The organism is Nocardia farcinica (genome assembly GCF_001182745.1).
Classification (GTDB): Bacteria; Actinomycetota; Actinomycetes; order Mycobacteriales; family Mycobacteriaceae; genus Nocardia; species Nocardia farcinica.
Window position 1 is genome coordinate 119,341 of record NZ_LN868938.1, and the last position, 18,208, is coordinate 137,548.

19 protein-coding genes are annotated in these 18,208 nt (G+C 71.6%); 8 read left to right on the top strand and 11 right to left on the bottom strand.

The annotated features are described in order from the left end of the window. Nucleotides 1-178: 178 nt before the first annotated feature. The 3 genes from AMO33_RS00615 to AMO33_RS00625 all read right to left on the bottom strand — a co-directional run bounded on the left by AMO33_RS00615 (nucleotide 179) and on the right by AMO33_RS00625 (nucleotide 2,996). A complete protein-coding gene (locus AMO33_RS00615; RefSeq protein ID WP_060589777.1) occupies nucleotides 179-1,696 on the bottom strand; it encodes a DUF7782 domain-containing protein in 1,518 nt (505 codons plus the stop codon). Nucleotides 1,697-1,746: 50 nt separating this feature from the next. Further along, a complete protein-coding gene (locus AMO33_RS00620; protein ID WP_011210306.1) occupies nucleotides 1,747-2,487 on the bottom strand; it encodes a VOC family protein in 741 nt (246 codons plus the stop codon). A 95-nt stretch (nucleotides 2,488-2,582) separates the two neighbouring features. Next, nucleotides 2,583-2,996, bottom strand: a complete 414-nt coding sequence (locus AMO33_RS00625; protein WP_011210305.1) for a DUF3099 domain-containing protein — start codon at nucleotides 2,994-2,996, stop codon at nucleotides 2,583-2,585. An 82-nt stretch (nucleotides 2,997-3,078) separates the two neighbouring features. On the opposite strand from AMO33_RS00625, the gene AMO33_RS00630 reads away from it, so the two are divergent. Continuing rightward, the gene (locus AMO33_RS00630; protein WP_039825726.1) at nucleotides 3,079-3,315 is read left to right on the top strand and encodes a DUF3039 domain-containing protein; all 237 of its coding nucleotides are present in this window, start codon (nucleotides 3,079-3,081) and stop codon (nucleotides 3,313-3,315) included. Nucleotides 3,316-3,325: 10 nt separating this feature from the next. On the opposite strand, the gene AMO33_RS00635 is transcribed toward AMO33_RS00630, so the two are convergent. Next, nucleotides 3,326-4,450, bottom strand: coding sequence for a YihY/virulence factor BrkB family protein (locus AMO33_RS00635; RefSeq protein ID WP_107103070.1), 1,125 nt, complete (start codon nucleotides 4,448-4,450; stop codon nucleotides 3,326-3,328). Between the two features lie 154 nt (nucleotides 4,451-4,604). On the opposite strand from AMO33_RS00635, the gene AMO33_RS00640 reads away from it, so the two are divergent. Continuing rightward, complete coding sequence (locus AMO33_RS00640; protein ID WP_011210302.1) at nucleotides 4,605-6,338, top strand: DEAD/DEAH box helicase; 1,734 nt, start codon at nucleotides 4,605-4,607, stop codon at nucleotides 6,336-6,338. A gap of 1 nt (nucleotide 6,339) precedes the next feature. Here the strand turns inward: AMO33_RS00640 and AMO33_RS00645 are convergent, their stop codons facing one another. Next, nucleotides 6,340-6,930 (bottom strand): TetR/AcrR family transcriptional regulator, encoded by a 591-nt coding sequence (locus AMO33_RS00645; protein WP_011210301.1) that lies wholly within the window; start codon nucleotides 6,928-6,930, stop codon nucleotides 6,340-6,342. A gap of 107 nt (nucleotides 6,931-7,037) precedes the next feature. On the opposite strand from AMO33_RS00645, the gene AMO33_RS00650 reads away from it, so the two are divergent. Continuing rightward, nucleotides 7,038-7,778, top strand: coding sequence for an SDR family NAD(P)-dependent oxidoreductase (locus AMO33_RS00650; RefSeq protein ID WP_060589779.1), 741 nt, complete (start codon nucleotides 7,038-7,040; stop codon nucleotides 7,776-7,778). Nucleotides 7,779-7,794: 16 nt separating this feature from the next. On the opposite strand, the gene AMO33_RS00655 is transcribed toward AMO33_RS00650, so the two are convergent. Together AMO33_RS00655 and AMO33_RS00660 are read right to left on the bottom strand one after the other, a co-directional pair. Beyond that, complete coding sequence (locus AMO33_RS00655) at nucleotides 7,795-8,340, bottom strand: SWIM zinc finger family protein (RefSeq protein ID WP_011210299.1); 546 nt, start codon at nucleotides 8,338-8,340, stop codon at nucleotides 7,795-7,797. Next, on the bottom strand, nucleotides 8,340-10,067 hold the full coding sequence (locus AMO33_RS00660; protein WP_060589781.1) for a DEAD/DEAH box helicase: 1,728 nt from the start codon (nucleotides 10,065-10,067) through the stop codon (nucleotides 8,340-8,342). Before AMO33_RS00660 ends, AMO33_RS00655 begins: the two co-directional genes overlap by 1 nt. Nucleotides 10,068-10,198: 131 nt before the next feature. Here AMO33_RS00660 and AMO33_RS00665 point away from each other — a divergent pair, with 131 nt between their 5' ends. Then, nucleotides 10,199-10,945, top strand: a complete 747-nt coding sequence (locus AMO33_RS00665; protein ID WP_011210297.1) for a TetR/AcrR family transcriptional regulator — start codon at nucleotides 10,199-10,201, stop codon at nucleotides 10,943-10,945. 156 nt (nucleotides 10,946-11,101) lie between these two features. On the opposite strand, the gene AMO33_RS32405 is transcribed toward AMO33_RS00665, so the two are convergent. After that, entirely contained in the window at nucleotides 11,102-11,296 is a 195-nt protein-coding gene (locus tag AMO33_RS32405) for a DUF7455 domain-containing protein (protein ID WP_036538000.1), read from the bottom strand. A gap of 277 nt (nucleotides 11,297-11,573) precedes the next feature. Between AMO33_RS32405 and AMO33_RS00675 the strand changes: the two genes are divergently transcribed. Genes AMO33_RS00675 through AMO33_RS00685 form a run of 3 tightly spaced genes read left to right on the top strand, consistent with a single transcriptional unit; the run spans nucleotide 11,574 to nucleotide 13,612 of the window. Next, entirely contained in the window at nucleotides 11,574-11,939 is a 366-nt protein-coding gene (locus AMO33_RS00675; protein ID WP_060589783.1) for a DUF952 domain-containing protein, read from the top strand. A gap of 10 nt (nucleotides 11,940-11,949) precedes the next feature. Then, a complete protein-coding gene (locus AMO33_RS00680; RefSeq protein WP_041561178.1) occupies nucleotides 11,950-12,432 on the top strand; it encodes a cation:proton antiporter regulatory subunit in 483 nt (160 codons plus the stop codon). A 4-nt stretch (nucleotides 12,433-12,436) separates the two neighbouring features. After that, a complete protein-coding gene (locus AMO33_RS00685) occupies nucleotides 12,437-13,612 on the top strand; it encodes a cation:proton antiporter (protein ID WP_011210294.1) in 1,176 nt (391 codons plus the stop codon). Nucleotides 13,613-13,615: 3 nt separating this feature from the next. Here the strand turns inward: AMO33_RS00685 and AMO33_RS00690 are convergent, their stop codons facing one another. The 3 genes from AMO33_RS00690 to ppgK all read right to left on the bottom strand — a co-directional run bounded on the left by AMO33_RS00690 (nucleotide 13,616) and on the right by ppgK (nucleotide 17,076). Beyond that, a complete protein-coding gene (locus AMO33_RS00690) occupies nucleotides 13,616-14,527 on the bottom strand; it encodes an MHYT domain-containing protein (RefSeq protein WP_060589785.1) in 912 nt (303 codons plus the stop codon). A 190-nt stretch (nucleotides 14,528-14,717) separates the two neighbouring features. After that, a complete protein-coding gene (locus tag AMO33_RS00695; protein ID WP_011210292.1) occupies nucleotides 14,718-16,082 on the bottom strand; it encodes an RNA polymerase sigma factor in 1,365 nt (454 codons plus the stop codon). Between the two features lie 235 nt (nucleotides 16,083-16,317). Next, complete coding sequence (gene ppgK / locus AMO33_RS00700) at nucleotides 16,318-17,076, bottom strand: polyphosphate--glucose phosphotransferase (RefSeq protein WP_060589787.1); 759 nt, start codon at nucleotides 17,074-17,076, stop codon at nucleotides 16,318-16,320. A 172-nt stretch (nucleotides 17,077-17,248) separates the two neighbouring features. On the opposite strand from ppgK, the gene AMO33_RS00705 reads away from it, so the two are divergent. After that, complete coding sequence (locus AMO33_RS00705) at nucleotides 17,249-18,160, top strand: inositol monophosphatase family protein (RefSeq protein ID WP_082668540.1); 912 nt, start codon at nucleotides 17,249-17,251, stop codon at nucleotides 18,158-18,160. Nucleotides 18,161-18,208: the final 48 nt, after the last annotated feature.

Below are 18,208 nucleotides of genomic sequence, written 5' to 3' on the forward strand. Positions count from 1 at the left end.
CCGTGATAAACCGCGCTGAGCTGCGGCTTTCGTCACCAGCGTCTGAGAAGTTCCTGAGAACCCCCACCCGGGGGAACGCTCCCTGCCCGATGCCTCCGCCGACGCATACCCGGGTGGTCCCGGCTCATGCGCGACGGCCGCCGATCGCTGTGCGTCCCGCCCGAACGGAGGGGGTCGGTTACCGGACCGGGCGGACCAGACCGTGCCGCACGAGTCCGCTCACCACGGCGAGCGCATCGGCTGCGAACTGCGGGCTCACCTCGGCACCGCGGCCGAGCGCCAGCAGCTCGATCAGGTCGTACAACGCCAGGCCGTCCGGCCGCATTCCCGCGACCAGCGCGATCGTCGCCTCGTCCACCTCGTGCTGCCAGCGGGGCCCGTCGCCGCGGTGCAGGCGGGCCACGTGCTCGCGCCAGCCGTCCGCACCGGGCAGGAAGACCCGTTCCAGCGCGGTGTTGGGGTCCACCTCGAACCGGGTCGACCAGGCGCGGGTGGGATCGGCGGCGACGTCGCGCAACCAGGCCGAGCGTTCGAAGTACCGGGTCGCCTCGTCGCCGAGCGGATCGTCGAAGCCGTGGGTCAGATCCTCGGCCAGCACTTCGGTGGGCCCGTCGATCGCCCGCAGATAGACGAATCCGAAGCCGATGCCCGACACGTCGGCCGCGGCGAAGGCATCGAGCCACTGCTCGGCGCGGGCCTGCGCGGCGGCGTCGCGCGGGTCGAGGCCGGCGTCGCGCAGCCAGGTGCCCACGTACAGGGCCGGGTCGGCGACGTCGCGCTGCACGACCCAGGCGTCCACGCCCTCGGCGGGCAGCCAGGAGGAGACCCGCGCGCGCCAGTCCTCCCCGTCGACGTGCACCCAGGCCGCGAGCATCGCCGCGGTACCGCCGGGGTTCAGGAGGCCGGGCGCTTGCCCGACCACCAGTTCGCTCGCCCCGTCCAGCGCCAGGCCGGAGTCGCGGTAGGTGTGTTCGACGCGCGCCGGACCCACCACGAACGGCGGATTGGCCACCACCTGGTCGAACCGCCGCCCCGCCACCGGCTCGAACCACGAGCCCGCCACCAGCTCGATATCGAGCTCGTTGAGGGCCGCGGTCGCCTCGGCCAGCCACAGCGCGCGCGGGTTGACGTCGGTGCCGGTGACGTGGTCGGCGTAGGAGGCGGCGTGCACGGCCTGGACGCCGCAGCCGGTGCCGAGGTCGAGCACCGAACCGACCCGGCGGGTGGGGGTGGCGCGCAGCAGCGACAGCGAGGCGTGGCCGACGCCGAGCACGTGGTCCTCGGTGAGCGTGCGCCGGCGCATCGAGTCGTCCAGGTCGGACAGCACCCAGCGATTGCCCGCCCCGGCGTCGAGCGGGCGCAGATCGAGCGCGGCGCGCACCTCGTCGCCGTCGCGGGCGAGCAGGCCCGCGGCGACCGCCCGGTCGATGTCGACCGGCGCGAGCGCGGCGGCGACCTCGCGCTCGGGCAGCGCGTCACCGAGCAGCAGCAACCGGATCACGGTGCCGAGGTCACCGGCCCGGCGGGCGGCCCGGCGCACCGGCACCGGCTCCGAGCGACCCAGTGCGGCGTGCACGTCGGCGCCGAGCACCTCGAGCAGGGTGTCGGCGTCGTAGCCGACCCGGGTCAGCGCGGTGCGCAGATCCGGGCACAGCGCGGTGAGCAGGGATCCGGTGGTGGTTCGGTCGGTGTGCACGGCGGTAACTCTGCCACCGGGGAGCGCTGCCACCGGGGCGGGCCCGCCGATCACACCCCGTCGGGGTCGCGCCCGGTGACGCAGTAGGCGACGTCGGCCGGGTCGAGCAGCACGATCCAGTGCTCGAAGCGCTCGACCACCGTGGCGCCGAGGGTTTCGTGCCAGGCGGCGGTGGCCGCGATGTCGGCGGAGGCCAGGTCGATGTGCGCCCGGGTGGCGCGGTTCTCGCCGAGGCGCTGCAGCAGCAGCTGCACCGGCATCGGCGCAGGCGGGCGCAGCCGGGAGAACTCCGGCAACCGGCCGTGGCTGAACTCCCAGCCGGTCAGTTCCCGCCAGAACCGGGTCTCGCGCGGATGGTCGTCGGCGCCGATGTCCAGGCAGACCTGGTCCAACCGGGAACGCGTGCCGTCCGGTGCGGTGAAGGCCGGGGCGGGCCTGCCCTGGGCGCGCCCGGCGGGGGTGAGGCAGAACGTCTGGCCGCGCGGCGAGCGCAGCACCGCGTAGTCGGGGTGGTTCGCGACGAGTTCGGCGCCCAGGCCGAGTGCGCGGCGCACCTCGGCGGGGATGTCGTCGACGTCGAAGTCCAGGTGCGTGCCGCCCAGACCGGACACCGACTGCATCTTTATGCCCGCGGCGGCGAAATGGGCGGGATCGGGCAGCAGCGTGAGGAATTCCTCGTGCTCGCCGCGCCGCGCCGAGGGGGTGGTGCCGGTGATCGTGGACCAGAACCGCACGCAGGCGTCGAAGCGTGCCGCGGGACGGTCCAGGAACGCCCAGACCCAGCGAATCATGGTCTCTCCCTGTCCGAGGGCGCGCGCCGCGCGCCCGTGGTCCCGGCCACAGTAGGAAACCGGGCCCGCGGGTGTCGAGCCGACCGGGGTGGTGCTCAGCCGTCGATGGCGTTGTGCGGGCGCGACTCGATCGCGGGCCGCGGCCGGTCCCAGCGGCTCGGCTCGTCCTTGGTCCGCGGCGGGCGATCGTTGGCGATGAGCACGGCGATCCACGGCAACGGGATCGAGGCGCCGATGATCAGCAGCGAGATCAGGGCGTTGCCCCACACGCTGTAGGCGATCGCGGCCAGCACCAGCGCCGGGATGCGGAACGCCATGAGGATCGTGTAGCGCCGCACCCGGGCTCGATGCTGATCCTCGAGCGAGGGCGCCGCCTCGGTGATGAGCACCGGATGGTCGGCCTGTCTGCCCGGGAAGAAGCCGCGGGAGCGGGCGGTGGGCGCCGCGGGGCCGTGGCGATCGCCGCGGCCGCCGGCGTCGGCGTCGGGGGCGTCGCCGTGCTGCTGCATACCCACGAGTCTTGCACTCTCCGGGGCCGGGCGCATACACCGAGGTCGGCCGGGGCGGCGATGATGCGGCATCATGGAAGGCGTGAGTACCGACACCCTGGTTCGCCCGGATACGACGACCGACGAGACGACGGGCGACGACACCCCGAAGTTCTTCCACTACGTGAAGAAGGACAAGATCGCCGAGAGCGCCGTGATGGGCACGATGGTGGTCGCGCTGTGTGGCGAGGTGTTCCCGGTGACCCGCTCGCCGAAGCCCGGCTCGCCGGTCTGCCCGGAATGCAAGAAGGTCTACGAGACCCTGCGCAAGGGCGACTGACCCGGCGATCTCAGCCCGCGCTGTGCAGTGGCGAGGTGGCTTCGCCGCCCGGCGCGGGTAGTCCCTCGGGCCGCGCGTCCGCGTCGTCCTCGGTGGGCTCCTCCGGTTCCGGTGCTGTCTCGCCGCGCACCTGGTTGGCCAGCCACTCGCGCATTTGCTCGATGCGGGTGGCGCGGGCCGGCCAGAACTCCTGGACGGTGGCGTTGAACTCGGCGCCGAGGATCACCGCGAAGCCGAGGAAGAACGTGAACAGCAGGAAGGCGATCGGGGTGGCCAGCGCGCCGTAGCTGACGCCGGTCGCGGTCACCCAGGACAGATACCGGCGCAGCCCTTCGCTGGCCGCCATGAAGAACACCCCGGCCACGAGGGCGCCGCCGAAGAGCCGGTGCCACGGCAGCGAGCGGTGCAGCGCCGCCTTGTACAGGGTGGTCAGCCCGACGATGAGCAGCAGGCCGACCGCCGGGTAGTAGAACGAGTCGACCAGCCGCAGTCCCGGCTCGCGCCACGCGCCAGGCAGGATGCGCCCGATCAGGCTCGGTCCCAGCGCCACCAGCGGCAGGATGAACACCGCCGCGACGAGGAACTGCACATACAGCAGCAGCGCGAACACCCGCTGCCACACCGGATGCCGGGCGTCCTGCTGGTCGTGCGCCTCCACGATCGCGTCGACGAAGGTCGCCATCGCCGAGGATCCGGCCCACAGCGAGAGCACGAATCCCACCGACACGACCGCGCCGCGCCCCCGGCCGAGCACATCGGTGACGGTGGGTTGGATGAGTTCGCTCACCACCGCCTCGCTGAACAGGTCCCGGCTGAAGGTGAGGATCTTCGATTCGACGATCCCGACGGTGTCGGGTCCGAACCAGCCGCCCACATAGCCGAGGCTGCCGAGCAGACCCAGCAACAGCGGAGCAAGCGAAAGCGTCTGCCAGAACGCCGCGGTCGCCGACTTGGCGAAGATCGAATCGGCCCACGCCTTGCTCGCCACCCGCACCACCACCCGGCGGGTCTGCCGTCCCGCGTGCCGCAGCCGGGGGCCGAGCGCGCCCGGCGGATGCGTCGGCGCGCCCGCGCCGCCGCCGTGCATCTCGGCGTCGGCGGCGGGGTCGCTCGCGGGCGGGCTGTCCTGGGTCATGGTGCCTCCAGCATCCCGCACTCACCCGCGCCGCACAGGGCCACCGGCCTGTCGTGTCGGTGGCTGGGATGGGAACGGCGGCTGTCCTGTGACGCGAGTCGCAGGGCCGCGTCGGTTTGGCGACACGCCGCCGCGTGCCGCTACTGTTTGGTCCGTGACCGGTTCGGATGGCGATGCGGCGAAGGCTGCCGGGGGCGGATCGCTCCGCGCGTGGCAGCGACGCGCCCTGACGAAGTACCTGGCCACCAAGCCGCGCGACTTCCTGGCGGTGGCCACCCCGGGAGCCGGTAAGACGACCTTCGCGCTGCGGGTCGCCGCGGAGTTGCTGGCGGACCGCACGGTCGACCAGATCACCGTCGTCGCGCCCACCGAGCATCTCAAGCACCAGTGGGCCGCCTCGGCGGCGCGCAGCGGTATCCAGCTCGACTCCCGTTTCTCCAACTCCACCGGCGGCACCTCCGGTGATTACCACGGCGTCGTGGTCACCTACGCCCAGGTGGCCGCACATCCCACCCGGCACCGGGTGCGCACCGAGAACCGTCGCACGCTGGTGATCCTGGACGAGATCCACCACGCCGGTGACGCCAAGAGCTGGGGCGACGCCGTCGCCGAGGCATTCGGCGACGCCACTCGCAGGCTGGCGCTGACGGGTACGCCCTTCCGCTCCGACGACAGCCAGATCCCGTTCGTCACCTACGAACCCGACGAATCCGGCTTCCCGAAGTCGCGCGCCGATCACACCTACGGCTACGCCGAGGCGCTCGCCGACGGCGTCGTGCGCCCGGTGGTGTTCCTGGCCTACTCCGGTGACGCGCACTGGCGCGACAGCGCGGGCGAGGAGCATTCGGCGCGCCTGGGCGAGCCGCTGAGCCCCGAGCAGACCGCCCGTGCCTGGCGCACCGCGCTGGATCCGGCCGGTGACTGGATCTCGGCGGTGCTGCGCGCCGCCGACATCCGGCTGCGCCAGAAGCGCGAGTCCGGGATGCCCGACGCGGGCGGCCTGGTGATCGCCACCGACCAGGAACGCGCGCGCGACTACGCCGAACTGCTCGAACACATCTCGGGCCGCAAGCCCGCGCTGGTGCTGTCGGACGACCCCACCTCCTCGAAGCGCATCGCCGAGTTCAGCGCGAACACCGAGCCGTGGATGGTCGCGGTGCGCATGGTGTCCGAGGGCGTCGACGTGCCGCGGCTCGCGGTGGGCGTCTACGCGACCAGCGCGGCGACCCCGCTGTACTTCGCGCAGGCGATCGGCCGGTTCGTGCGTGCACGCAGGCCCGGCGAGACGGCCTCGGTGTTCCTGCCCTCGGTGCCGGTGCTGCTGGATCTGGCGGCCCAGCTCGAGGTGCAGCGCGACCACGTCATCGGCAAGCCGCACCGCGAGAAGACCGGCCTGGACGACGATCTGCTCACCGATGCCGCCAAGCAGAAGGACGAGCCGGGCGAGGAGGAGCGCAAGTTCGTCGCGCTGGCCGCCGACGCCGAACTCGACCAGGTGATCTACGACGGATCCTCGTTCGGCACAGCGACCTTCGCCGGCAGCGACGAGGAGGCCGACTACCTCGGGATCCCCGGCCTGCTCGATGCCGAGCAGATGCGGGCGCTGCTGCGCGAGCGGCAATCCCGCCAGGTCGCGGAGCGGTCGGCGAAGGCTCCCGAGCCCGCGGGCCCGAAGGTCGCGGCCGCGGCCGAGCGCGTGGCCACCGCCGATCGGCTGGGGGAGCTGCGCCGCGAACTCAACAGCCTCGTCGCCATGCACCATCACCGCACGGGCAAGCCGCACGGGGTGATCCACGGCGAGTTGCGCCGCGAATGCGGCGGGCCGCCCACGGCGTTGGCGACCGCCGAGCAATTGCACGAACGCATCGCCGCCCTGCGCCGTAAGTGAATCAGGGCCAGGCGGCCATGGCGCGGTCGATCGCCTCGTTCAGTTCCGCCGCCGTGGCGCCGTCGCGCGCCTGGACGGACAGCCCGTACAGGACGGTCGTGTAGAAGACCGCGAGCGCGGCGGTGTCGGTGCCGGGGGCCAGATCCCCTTCGGCGACACCGCGTTCGAGCCTGCGGCGGATGTCCTCGGTGGTCTCGCGGCGCTTCTCGACGAGGAAGTCCCGCACGGCGGTGTTGCGGGTGGTGTAGGTCGACCCGGCGAGCACGACCATGCAGCCGTGCGGCAGATCGTCGCGGGTGTAGGCGGCGGCGTTGTCGCGCAGCATGGCCTCGACGGCGGCGCGGGCGGTCGGCTCCTCGCGCAGCGCCCGGGCGGTGTAGTTGCCGAAGGTGGTGCCGTACAACTCGATCGCCGCGCGGAACAGCGACTCCTTGTCGCCGAAGGCGGCGTACAGGCTGGGCGAATTGATGCCCATCGCGGCGGTCAGGTCGCTCATCGAGGTGCCCTCGTAGCCGTGTTCCCAGAACACCTTCATCGCCGCGTGCAATGCCTCGACCCGGTCGAAACTGCGGGGACGTCCGCGATCGGCCACCCGTGCCTCCTTTCTGTATCGACCGTTAAATATACCTCTTGGCGACGGGGCGCCGGCGTGGTCAGCTATTTATGTATTGATCGACACAGAAATAGTGAGGGGTCCCGATGACGGGTCTGGCAGGCAAGAAGGCACTGGTCACCGGAGGTAGCCGGGGGATAGGGGCGGCGATCGCGCGCCGGCTGGCGGCCGAGGGCGCCGACGTCGCGCTGACCTACCGCACCGCGCGATCGGCCGCCGCGCAGGTGGTGACCGACATCGAGACGACAGGTCGCAACGCGTTGGCGATCCACGCCGACAGCGCCGACCCCGACGCCGTCACCGAGGCCGTGCACCGTGCCGCGGAGGCCCACGGCGGCCTCGACATCCTGGTCAACAATGCGGGCATCTTCCCGAGCAAGCCCTTCGAGGAGTTCACCCTCGACGAGGTCGACCAGGCGCTGCACGTGCACGCCCGGGCGGCCTTCCTCGCCGCGCAGGCGGCGGTGCGGTACATGGGCGCCGGTGGCCGGATCATCGGCATCGGCACCAACCTCACCGAGCGGGCCCCGTTCGGCGGGATCACGCTCTACAACCTCAGCAAGTCGGCGCTCAACGGCTTCACCCGCGCGCTGGCCCGGGAACTCGGCCCGCGCGGCATCACGGTGAACCTGGTCCAGCCGGGTTCGACCGACACCGACATGAATCCCGCCGACGGTGATCACGCGGCGGCCCAGGTCGGTCTCACCGCACTCGGCCGGTTCGGCGCCGCCGACGACATCGCCGCGGCGGTCGCCTACCTGGCCGGGGAATCCGGGCGCAGTATCACCGGCGCCGTGCTGACCGTCGACGGGGGCACCAACGCCTGAGCGGGGGCGACCGGGTTCAGGCCGGTTCGAAGTACCCGGCGGGGTCCAGTGTGTGCAGCGGAATCCAGCGTGGCGCAGGGGCTTCCGCCTCGGCGCCGCGCTCGGCGTCGAAATAGCCCTGCAAGGCCACGGCCAGGCCGGGATTCTCGTCGACGCGCCGCGCGATGTCGTACAGCACCGCCAGCAGGTGCACGCAGCGCGGGTTGCGTGCCGAACACGAACAGTCCGTGCTCGCCAGGACCGGAGCCGGGTCACCGCCCGCCTCGAGCACCGCGCGGTGGGTGTCGTCGGTGAGCATCGCCGGGTCGGGGCACAGACCGGCCAGTGCGGTGACCGTCGCCCGCGCCATCGGCGCCACCTCCACGTGGGTGACCGAGGCCCGGCCGCCGCGATGGATGTGGGCGCGCACGATACGGCCCTCGATCTCCGCGGTCACCCCGTGGTTGCGGGCGATGCTGCGGGCGCGCGGCAGCAGCGAGTCGGGCCGGGTCTGCCGCAGCGGTTCGGCGAGCCGGACCCAGTCCATACCCCACCGGGTGTAGCCGAATTCGTTGTCCGCCATCAGTTCTCCCGCTTCCGTCGGAGGATCTCGATCAGCTGCTCGTCGTCGAGAGCGGCCAGCGCGGCCAGGCCGGAGGTGTCCGACAGGTCGGTGAGCGCGGATTTGCGGTCGTGCATGCCCGCGATGTGCTCCTCGACCGTGGTGCCCGAGGTCAGGGTGGTCACCGTGACGGTGCGAGTCTGTCCGATGCGGTGCGCGCGATCGGAGGCCTGCGCCTCCACCGCCGGATTCCACCAGCGATCGAAATGGATGACGTCGGCGGCCCGCGTCAGGGTCAGCCCGGTACCCGCGGCGCGCAGGCTCAGCACGAGTACCGGTGGCCCGTCCGGTGACTGGAAGTCGCGCACGATGCGGGCGCGCTCGGTCTGGTTCAGTCCGCCGTGGAAGAACGGCGCGGCCAGGCCGAACTGCTCACGCAGATGCCGCACCAGCAACTCGCCGGTGCCGCGGTACTGGGTGAAGATCAGGGTGGGGGCCGCGTTGTCGAGGTTGGCCGCGACGATGTCGGTGCACAGGTCGAGCTTGCCGGAACGTCCGGCCAGTTCATCGAGTTCGCCGGTGACCAGGCCCGGGTGGTTGCACACCTGCTTGAGCGCGGTGAGCGCGGCGAGCACGCGGCTCTGGCGCTGCGGGCCCGCGCCGAACCCGTCGTCGACGGCGCGTTGCAGCAGCGTGTCGTAGACGCGCTGCTGTTCCTCGGTGAGATCACACAGCAGGTCGGTGTGGATCTTGGCGGGCAGCGCGGCGGCGACCTGGCTCTTCCTGCGCGCGAGCACCACCGGTTCGACGGCCGCCCGCAGGCGCGCGGCCGCCGTCACCGAGCCCTCCTCGATCGGCCGTACGTAGCGACGGCGGAACTGGGTGCGATGGGCGAACAGTCGCGGGGTCACCAGGTTGAGCAGTGCCCACAGTTCGTCGAGGTGGTTCTCCACCGGCGTGCCGGTCAGCGCCACCTTCGCCGCGGCGGTGAGCGCGCGGGCCGCCTTGGACACCTGGGTGCGCGGGTTCTTCAACGCCTGCGCCTCGTCGAAAACGACACTGCGCCAAGAGATCCCGGACAACTGTGCACCGTGCAGCCGAAGCGTCGGGTAGCCCGCAACCAGGACGGTGCCGGGTTCGGCCGCCGGGGCGCCGCCGCGCCAGCTCCGGGCGCGCAGGCCGGGGGCGAAACGCTCGATCTCGTGCACCCAGTTGCCGACCAGCGACGTGGGGCACACCACCAGCTGCGGGCCGTCGGCACGACCGAGCAGGAAACCGATGGCCTGCACCGTCTTTCCCAACCCCATCTCGTCGGCCAGCACGGCGCCGCCGTGCGCGGCGACCGTCTCGTGCAACCAGCTGACCCCGCGGGCCTGGTAGGTGCGCAGGTCCGCACGCAGCGTCGTCGCCAGTTCCGCGGTGCGCGCCTCGGTCTCGCGCAGCACCCGCAGTGCCCGCCCCGGTGCGATCACCGCCTCGCCGACGGCGTCGGGCACCGCGTGCGCGGCGACCGGCAGCGGCGGTTCCTCGCCGCGCAGGACGCGCTGCCACGCGGCGGCGGACGCCGCGACGCTCCGGGACGGCAGGGCGGCGAGTTCGGCGGGGGTCACCAGGGCGCAGTCCACCTCGGTGACGGTGAGGTGGCGCCGGGCCGGGTCGGGTACGGCCAGCGGCAGCCGTTCGCGGTCGCCCGTCCGGGCCGGTGCGGCGCCGGGCACGCGCCCGGACCAGGTCCACAGCGCGAACATGTGCCGGTCGGGGAGATAGGTGGCCTGTGTCGCGGGCAGAACAGCCTCCCGGAGGGATCGTCGGAGCAGCGGGTACCCTGGACAACGTACACCGTACGGCTTTTGTTCCCGAACCGCTCCCGAGGAGACCCGTGCGTCAGGACAGCCCCGACGAGGCCCGGCAGCTGCTGGCCCTGCTGTGGCGGCACCGCATGCCCGGCCGCCCCACCACCCGCGGCCCCAAGCCCACGGTCACCGTCGACGAGGTGATCGCCGCAGCCGTCGCCCTGGCCGACCGCGAGGGCTACGACAAGGTCTCCATCCGCGCCATCGCCGCCGATCTCGGGCTCCGGCCGATGAGCGTGTACACCTACGTGCCGAGCAAGGAGGCGCTGACCGTCCTCATGGTCGACGCCGTCGCCGCACAGGATCCACCCATTCCGGCCGAGCTGCCGGTGCGGGCCAGGATGGCCGCGATCGCCGATCTGGTGCGCGCGGAGATCCTCGCGCACCCGTGGCTGCTCGAGGTGCCGCCGTGGCGGCTGGTGCTCGGCCCGGGGCGGCTGCGGCGCTACGAACGCCAGCTCGCCGCCATCGACGGGATCGGACTGTCGGATACGGAGATGGATCGGGTGATCGCGGTGCTCACCGATTTCGCCACCGGCAACGCGCGCCTCGCGGTCGCCGCGGCCCGGGAGACCAGCGAACTCAGCGACGAGCAGTGGTGGCAGCGCTTCGGCCCGGAGCTGACGCGGGTGATGCCCGTCGCGGAGTTCCCGCTCTCGGCGCGGGTGGGCGCGGCTGTCGGCGAGCAGTATCAGGCGCCCGCCGACCCGGACGGGGCCTACGCGTTCGGCCTGGCCAAGCTCGTCGACGGCATCCTCGCCGATCTGGAGTGATAGCCGTGCACCGGACATGGTGACGCGCATCACATTTCGTGCGGGCCGTCGGAAACCGCCTGGCCCGGAAGCCACGACAGCGGGCGACCGGAGTCGCCCGCTGTCGGGGAAGACGATCTTCTGTTGTTCGATGCTGTTGTGTCGGGACGCGAGAACTCAGAGAGCGGGAGCCGATTCCGTATCGATCACGGCGTCGAGCTCACGCAGCCGATCCATGTGTTCGTTCGCGTGATGCTGGCAGAAGAGCAACTCGCCACCTGCGGGCAGCACTGCGCGCACACGGGCAGCCGCCCCGCAACGGTCGCAACGATCGACCGCGGTCAGTGGGGTGCTAGTCAGGGTTCCTGGCATGACTCCTCCGTCCTGGCTCCCGGCACTACAGTCCGTTCACCTGGTGTGGGGCTCGTGGTCACTCACCACGAGCTCGCTACCGCTACTTCCCAGCAGTGGTATGACTACTCTGTCAGACGTTCGCGCCGCGGGGATTGTTCCCGAGTGGGATTCAGTGTGTTTTCTCTAACACGACCTGGGATTTCCGCCCAGGGCGAACACACCCGGTCCCCGATCGAAACACCCTCGATCACCCCGTGATTGACGCCTGTCCAGTTGGTCTGATGGGAGACTACCCGTGCGCTACGACACTCACACTCTCGTTCACCTCTGTAGTTCCGCGGAGTGGACACGGGCGCGTGCGGCCGGCGAGTACCGGCCCGCCTCGCTCGACGAGATCGGCTTCGTGCACCTGTCCGCACCCGCCCAGGCGCACCTGCCGGCAAACCGTCTGTTCGCCGGTCGCGAGGATCTGGTCGTCCTGCACATCGACACCCGCCGCGTGACCGCGCCCATCCGCTGGGAACCCGGGCTGCCCGACGACCCGGCCGGCATGCTGTTCCCGCACCTCTACGGCCCGCTGCCTCTGGCCGCGGTCACCGCGGTACACCAGCTGCGACCCGCGGCGGACGGGACATTCGCTCCGCTCGACGGCGCGGATTAGGCTGGTGGGTGTGAACGTCGATGTCACCGCACTGCCCGGGATCGGGGTACGCAAGGACTTCGAGGCGCGGTCCGGTCGCCGGATCGGCGTGGTCGACCACCGGGACGGTGGCATCGACCTCATCGTCTCCAAGGCCGACGACCCCGACGCCTGCGCCGCCCAGGTCCCGCTGACCACCGACGAGGCGGCGGTGCTGGCCAATCTGCTCGGCGCGCCCCAGCTGGTGGAGAAGCTGCGCGCCGACCACCGGGACCTGCCCGGCATCACCACCCGTCAGCTACCGATCGGCGAGGATTCCCCCTACGCCGGACGCACCCTCGGCGAGACCCAGATGCGCACCCGCACCAAGGTCTCGATCGTCGCGGCGATGCGCTCGGGTCAGCTGCACGCCTCGCCCGGTCCCGACTTCACCTTCGCCGCCGACGACATCCTGGTCGTCGTCGGCACACCCGACGGCTTGGACGCCGCCGCGAAGATTCTCACCCACGGATGACCCGGTGAGCGGTACCGCGCTCGGGCTGCTCGAGCTCGGCGCTGTCCTGTTCGCTCTGGGGCTGCTCGGGCGGGTGGCGATGCGGATCGGCATGTCGCCGATCCCGTTGTATCTGCTCGGCGGGCTCGCCTTCGGTTCCGGCGGTTTCACCGAACTGCATTCGGCGGGCGAGTTCAGTCACCTCGCCGGTGAGATCGGTGTGGTGCTGCTGCTGTTGCTGCTCGGTCTCGAATACACCGCGGCCGAGCTGGTGACCGGGCTGCGCCGATCGTGGGCGGCGGGTCTGTTCGACCTGGTCGCCAACGCCACCCCGGGTGCGCTGGTGGCCCTGCTGCTCGGCTGGGGATTCACCGGCGCGATCACCATGGCCGGGGTCACCTACATCTCCTCCTCCGGGATCGTCGCCAAGGTGCTCAACGATCTGGGCAGGCTCGGTAACCGCGAGACACCGGTGATCCTGTCGATCCTGGTGTTCGAGGATCTGGCGATGGCGGTGTACCTGCCGATCCTCACCACCATCCTGGCCGGGCTGAGCTTCTTCAGCGGCATGAAGGCGCTGGGCATCGCGCTGGTGACGGTGACGCTGGTGCTGGTGGTCGCGCTGCGCTACGGCCGCTACGTGTCGGCCCTGGTCAACAGCCCCGACAACGAGGTGTTCCTGCTGAAGCTGCTCGGCGCCGCGCTGCTGGTGGCCGGGGCCGCCTCGGCGCTCAACGTCTCCGCGGCGGTGGGCGCGTTCCTGCTCGGCATCGCGATCTCCGGCTCCACCGCCCACCAGGCGGTGAAGCTGCTCGAACCGCTGCGCGATCTGTTCGCGGCGATCTTCTTCGTCGCCTTCGGCCTCAACACCGACCCGCGTGCGATCCCGCCGGTGCTGGGGTGGGCGGTGGCGTTGGCGGTGCTGACCACGCTGACCAAGATCGGCACCGGGTGGTGGGCGGCGCGGCGGCAGGGCATCCGCCGGATGGGCCGGGCCAGGGCGGGTGCGGCACTGGTGGCGCGCGGCGAATTCTCCATCGTCATCGCCGGACTCGCGGTCACGATGGGCGCGGTCGACGGCAGGCTCGCGGCGCTGGCCTCGGCGTACGTGCTGTTGATGGCGGTGCTGGGGCCGGTCGCGGCCCGGGTGGTGGAGCCGGTGGCCGGGTTCGCGCAACGGCGGCGCGCCCCCGCGCTGTGAGCGTCAACGGCGGGCGCGGCGGATGTCGTCGGTCGTCGGCCAGTACGGCGTGCTCGACGGCGGCGCGACCGCCGCGACCGGTGGGGCGGGTACCGGCTCGGGTGCGGGTTGCGCTCGCACCACCGGCAGCGGCCCGGTCGCGAAATCGTCGGCGGCGGGCCGCACCGCCACCGGCCGCAGCGGCGGCAGCTCGACGGTCCGCTCGATCGAGGTGAGGCTCACCGCGATGAGCAGCAACATCGTGACGATGCTGATGCCGACGATCAGCGGCGCCAGCAGTTGCATCGCGCCCGCGCCACTCGGCGGCCCGTGCCGGTGGCCCGGCTCGACGTGGACCGCCGCCATCCCGGTGTAGTGCATGCTCGACACCGCCAGCGCCATGATCGCCGCGGCGCCCGCGGTGCTCAGAAACCCGTTGACCCGCAGCGTGAACCACAGCGCCGCGGTCGCCGCGCCGACCGCGACGAGCAGGGAGAGGACGACCGGCGCGGCGTGATAGCCGATCGTGGCATCCGTGCGCAGCGCGAACATGCCCGAGTAGTGCATGGCCGCCACACCGAGGCCGGTGACCGCGCCGCCGCCGCACAGCGCCGCCCGCGACGGTGTGGGCCGGACCACCAGGAACAGGCCGGCTCCGGTCACCACGATCGCGGTGACCGCGCTGAGCAGAGTCAGCGGCACGTCGTAGCGGATCTGCGCACCGTCGATCGAAAAGCCCAGCATGGCAATGAAATGCATGACCCAGATGCCGGTGCCGCCGATCGCGAACGCGGCCAGCACGAGCCAGCCGATCCGGCCCTCGCCCGAGCGTGCGCGCACCGCGCACTGCAACCCCAGCAGGGAACCGGTGAAGGACATGACGTAGGCGAGCAGGGGTGTCAACCACCCGTAGGTGAAGTGGTGAATGTCGAGCACGTGTTACCCCAGAGCCGGGCCGAGACCCCCGGCGATGACGAACTGAATTGCGACAGACTGTACGGCAGACCAGCTCGCGAGGACGCCGAAAGTGCCGCCCCGAAAAGTGGTCTCGATCACGTCCGTCCCGGAGACGACGACGGCGCCCGGCGGGGATTCCCGCCGGGCGCCGATCGATCGCGGTCCGCGTTCAGTCCAGGTAGTCGCGCAGCACCTGGGAGCGGCTGGGGTGGCGCAGCTTGCTCATCGTCTTCGACTCGATCTGCCGGATGCGCTCCCGGGTGACTCCGTAGACCTGGCCGATCTCGTCGAGGGTGCGCGGCTGGCCGTCGGTGAGGCCGAAGCGCAGCCGCACCACGCCCGCCTCGCGCTCGGACAGCGTCTCCAGCACCGACTGCAGCTGATCCTGCAACAGGGTGAAGCTCACCGCGTCGACCGCGACCACGGCCTCGGAGTCCTCGATGAAGTCGCCGAGCTGGCTGTCGCCCTCGTCGCCGATGGTCTGGTCCAGCGAGATCGGCTCGCGCGCGTACTGCTGGATCTCGAGAACCTTCTCCGGCGTGATGTCCATTTCCTTGGCCAGCTCCTCCGGCGTCGGCTCACGGCCGAGGTCCTGGAGCAACTCGCGCTGGATGCGGCCGAGCTTGTTGATGACCTCGACCATGTGCACCGGGATGCGGATGGTGCGGGCCTGGTCGGCCATCGCGCGGGTGATGGCCTGGCGGATCCACCAGGTGGCATAGGTCGAGAACTTGTAGCCCTTGGTGTAGTCGAACTTCTCCACCGCGCGGATCAGGCCGAGGTTGCCCTCCTGGATCAGGTCCAGGAACGCCATGCCGCGGCCGGTGTAGCGCTTGGCCAGCGAGACGACCAAGCGCAGGTTCGCCTCGAGCAGGTGGTTCTTGGCGCGGTTGCCGTCGCGCACGATCCAGTTGTAATCGCGGCGCATGGCCACCGGCAGCTTCTCGCCGGACTCGGCGAACTCGCGCATCTTCTCGGCCGCGTACAGGCCGGCCTCGATCCGCTTGGCGAGCTCGACCTCCTCTTCGGCGTTGAGCAGCGCCACCTTGCCGATCTGCTTGAGGTAGGCGCGCACCGAGTCGGCCGAGGCGGTGAGTTCGGCGTCCTTGCGGGCCTGCCGCAGCGCCTCGGATTCCTCCTCGTCCCAGACGAAGTCGCCGGAGGCCTTGTCGGCGGCCGAGGGCTCCTCCTCGGCCTCCTCGTCCTCGGCGGGCTCCTCGGCGGCCTCGGCGATCTCCGGGTCGTCGGCGAGGTCGCCCTCGTCCACCTCGAGATCGTCGAGATCCTCGAGGTCGATGGCCTCCTCGTCGATGGGCTCGTCCGCGCCGGGCTCGCCGTCGGGGCCGGCCTTCTTGGTGGTGGCCTTCTTCGCAGGCGCCTTCTTGGCCGCGGCCTTCTTGGCGGGTGCCTTCTTCGCTGCGGCCTTCTTGGCCGGGGCCTTCTTGGCGGCAGCCTTGCGGACCGGCCGTGCTGCGGTGGGTTCTTCGGAGTCGGCGTCGGCCGAACCGGCGGTCTGACGGGTCGTGGCTACCACGTACGCCCTTTCGTGACGGTCTCGTGCGGCGTCACGCCAGAGTGGTGTTCCGGCGGAGCGGTCTGTCGGGTTTCACCGGCGGAGGGCCGGTCGGGCGCCGGCTCTCCGCCGGGCATGTTCCATTGTAACTATCCGACCAGGGTACCCATGGCACGATGCCGACTACCCGCGCGCCGGTCCTGCGGATTCGCGCCACCGGACGGCCACGCGCGATCGGCACCGTGCCGAGCCCGGCTCAGGGCACCAGGCCGGACTCGATCGCCATCGCCGCACCGACGATACCCGCGGTGTTCTTCAGATGCGCGGCCACCACCGGAGTGCGATTGGTCAACAAGGGAATCCACTGATCGGCGTCGCGGCTGATGCCACCGCCCGCGACGATCACCGTCGGCCAGAACAGATTCTCCAGTCCCACCAGGACGGTGCTGACCTCGGCCGCCCACTGCGGGTAGCTCAGGCCGAGCCGGTCCTTCACCGAGGCGGCGGCACGGTGCTCGGTCTCCATACCGCCGATCTCGAGGTGGCCCAGCTCCGTGTTGGGCACCAGGGTGCCGTGGTAGAGCAGGGCCGAGCCGATGCCGGTGCCGAAGGTGAGCAGCAGCACCAGGCCGGTGAATTCCTTTGCCGCGCCGTAGCGGTCCTCGGCCAGCCCCGCCGCGTCGGCGTCGTTGAGCACCGTCACCGGGCGCCCGCCCAGCGCCGCGGAGAACAGGGCGCGGGCGTCGGTGCCGATCCAGCTCTTGTCGATGTTGGCGGCGGTGCGGGTGATGCCGTCGAGCACGACCGCGGGCAGAGTGATGCCGACCGGGCCGTCCCAGTCGGCCTTGGCGACCAGTTCGGCGACCGCGTCGGCGACCGCGTGCGGGGTCGACGGCTGCGGTGTCGCGATCTTGATCCGGTCGTGCACCAGCTCGCCGGTGGCCAGGTCGACGGCGGCGCCCTTCACGCCGCTGCCACCGATATCGATCCCGAATGCGTGCCCCCGAGCGGACATGACTTAACCCCTCGTTCTGGTTGCTGGCCGAGTGATGACAGGCGATTATGGCCGATCGCCGCGTCCGGTGTCGTGCCGCACAAGGGTAAGCGTGCGCCGTGGCGACCGCGGCGGCGGGACCTGTGCTGCCGGGGACGATCTGTGATGCCATGGAGACGTGCCGCACTCGAGAATGTCAGCAGCCGAACCCACCGTCGCATCCCCCGCATCCCCCGCAGCCGCCGAATCCCCCGCAGCCGTCGCCGAGCTGCGCCGCACGGCCGTCGAACTCGCCGAACGCGCCGCCGACCATGTGCGCGCCCGCCGCCCCGAGGTGTTCGGCCCGGACGCCGAGGCCGCCGACGCGGTGCGGACCAAGGGCCACGCCACCGACCCGGTCACCGTGGTCGACACCGAGACCGAGGAACTGATCCGCGGCCTGCTGGCCCGGCATCGCCCCGGCGAAGCCGTGCTGGGCGAGGAGGGCGGCGGCAGCCTGGGCGCCGACGACGGCGCGGTGCACTGGGTCGTCGACCCGATCGACGGCACCGTCAATTTCCTCTACGGCATCCCCGGCTACGCCGTCTCGGTGGCGGCGATGCGGGGTGGCCGGTCCGTCGCGGGCGCGGTCGTCGACGTCGCCCGGCAGGTCACCTACAGCGCCGGGCTCGGGGCGGGCGCGCACGCGCACACCGCCGGCGGCCCGGCCGAACGGTTGCACTGCTCGGCCGCGGACTCGCTGGACCTGGCGCTGGTCGCCACCGGTTTCGCCTACGGCAGACACCGGCGGACGCGGCAGGCCGAGATCATCGCCCGGGTGCTGCCGCAGGTGCGCGACATCCGCCGCTTCGGCGCCGCCGCGCTCGACCTGTGCCACGTGGCCGCGGGCCGGGTCGACGCCTACTTCGAGCACGGGCTCAACGCCTGGGACTGGGGCGCTGGCGCGCTGATCGCCGCCGAAGCCGGTGCGGTGCTGACGCTGCCGGCCGCCCACCGGTCCGGCGCCGAGGGCGACCTCGTGGTGGCCGCCGCCCCCGGTATCGCCGACGAACTCGCCGGGGTGCTGCGCGCGGCGGGCGCCACCGATCCGATCCCGGACCGCTGACAGCGCCGAGGCCGCGCCCCCGGCGGGAGCGCGGCCTCGGGAATCGGG

Bases quoted from the DNA above. Each gene is read 5' to 3' on its own strand.
- AMO33_RS00620 (WP_011210306.1), bottom strand. From the start codon at position 2,487: ATGATTCGCTGGGTCTGGGCGTTCCTGGACCGTCCCGCGGCACGCTTC.
- AMO33_RS00625 (WP_011210305.1), bottom strand. From the start codon at position 2,996: ATGCAGCAGCACGGCGACGCCCCCGACGCCGACGCCGGCGGCCGCGGC.
- AMO33_RS00635 (WP_107103070.1), bottom strand. From the start codon at position 4,450: ATGACCCAGGACAGCCCGCCCGCGAGCGACCCCGCCGCCGACGCCGAG.
- AMO33_RS00650 (WP_060589779.1), top strand. From the start codon at position 7,038: ATGACGGGTCTGGCAGGCAAGAAGGCACTGGTCACCGGAGGTAGCCGG.
- AMO33_RS00655 (WP_011210299.1), bottom strand. From the start codon at position 8,340: ATGGCGGACAACGAATTCGGCTACACCCGGTGGGGTATGGACTGGGTC.
- AMO33_RS00660 (WP_060589781.1), bottom strand. From the start codon at position 10,067: ATGTTCGCGCTGTGGACCTGGTCCGGGCGCGTGCCCGGCGCCGCACCG.
- AMO33_RS32405 (WP_036538000.1), bottom strand. From the start codon at position 11,296: ATGCCAGGAACCCTGACTAGCACCCCACTGACCGCGGTCGATCGTTGC.
- ppgK (WP_060589787.1), bottom strand. From the start codon at position 17,076: ATGTCCGCTCGGGGGCACGCATTCGGGATCGATATCGGTGGCAGCGGC.
- AMO33_RS00705 (WP_082668540.1), top strand. From the start codon at position 17,249: ATGTCAGCAGCCGAACCCACCGTCGCATCCCCCGCATCCCCCGCAGCC.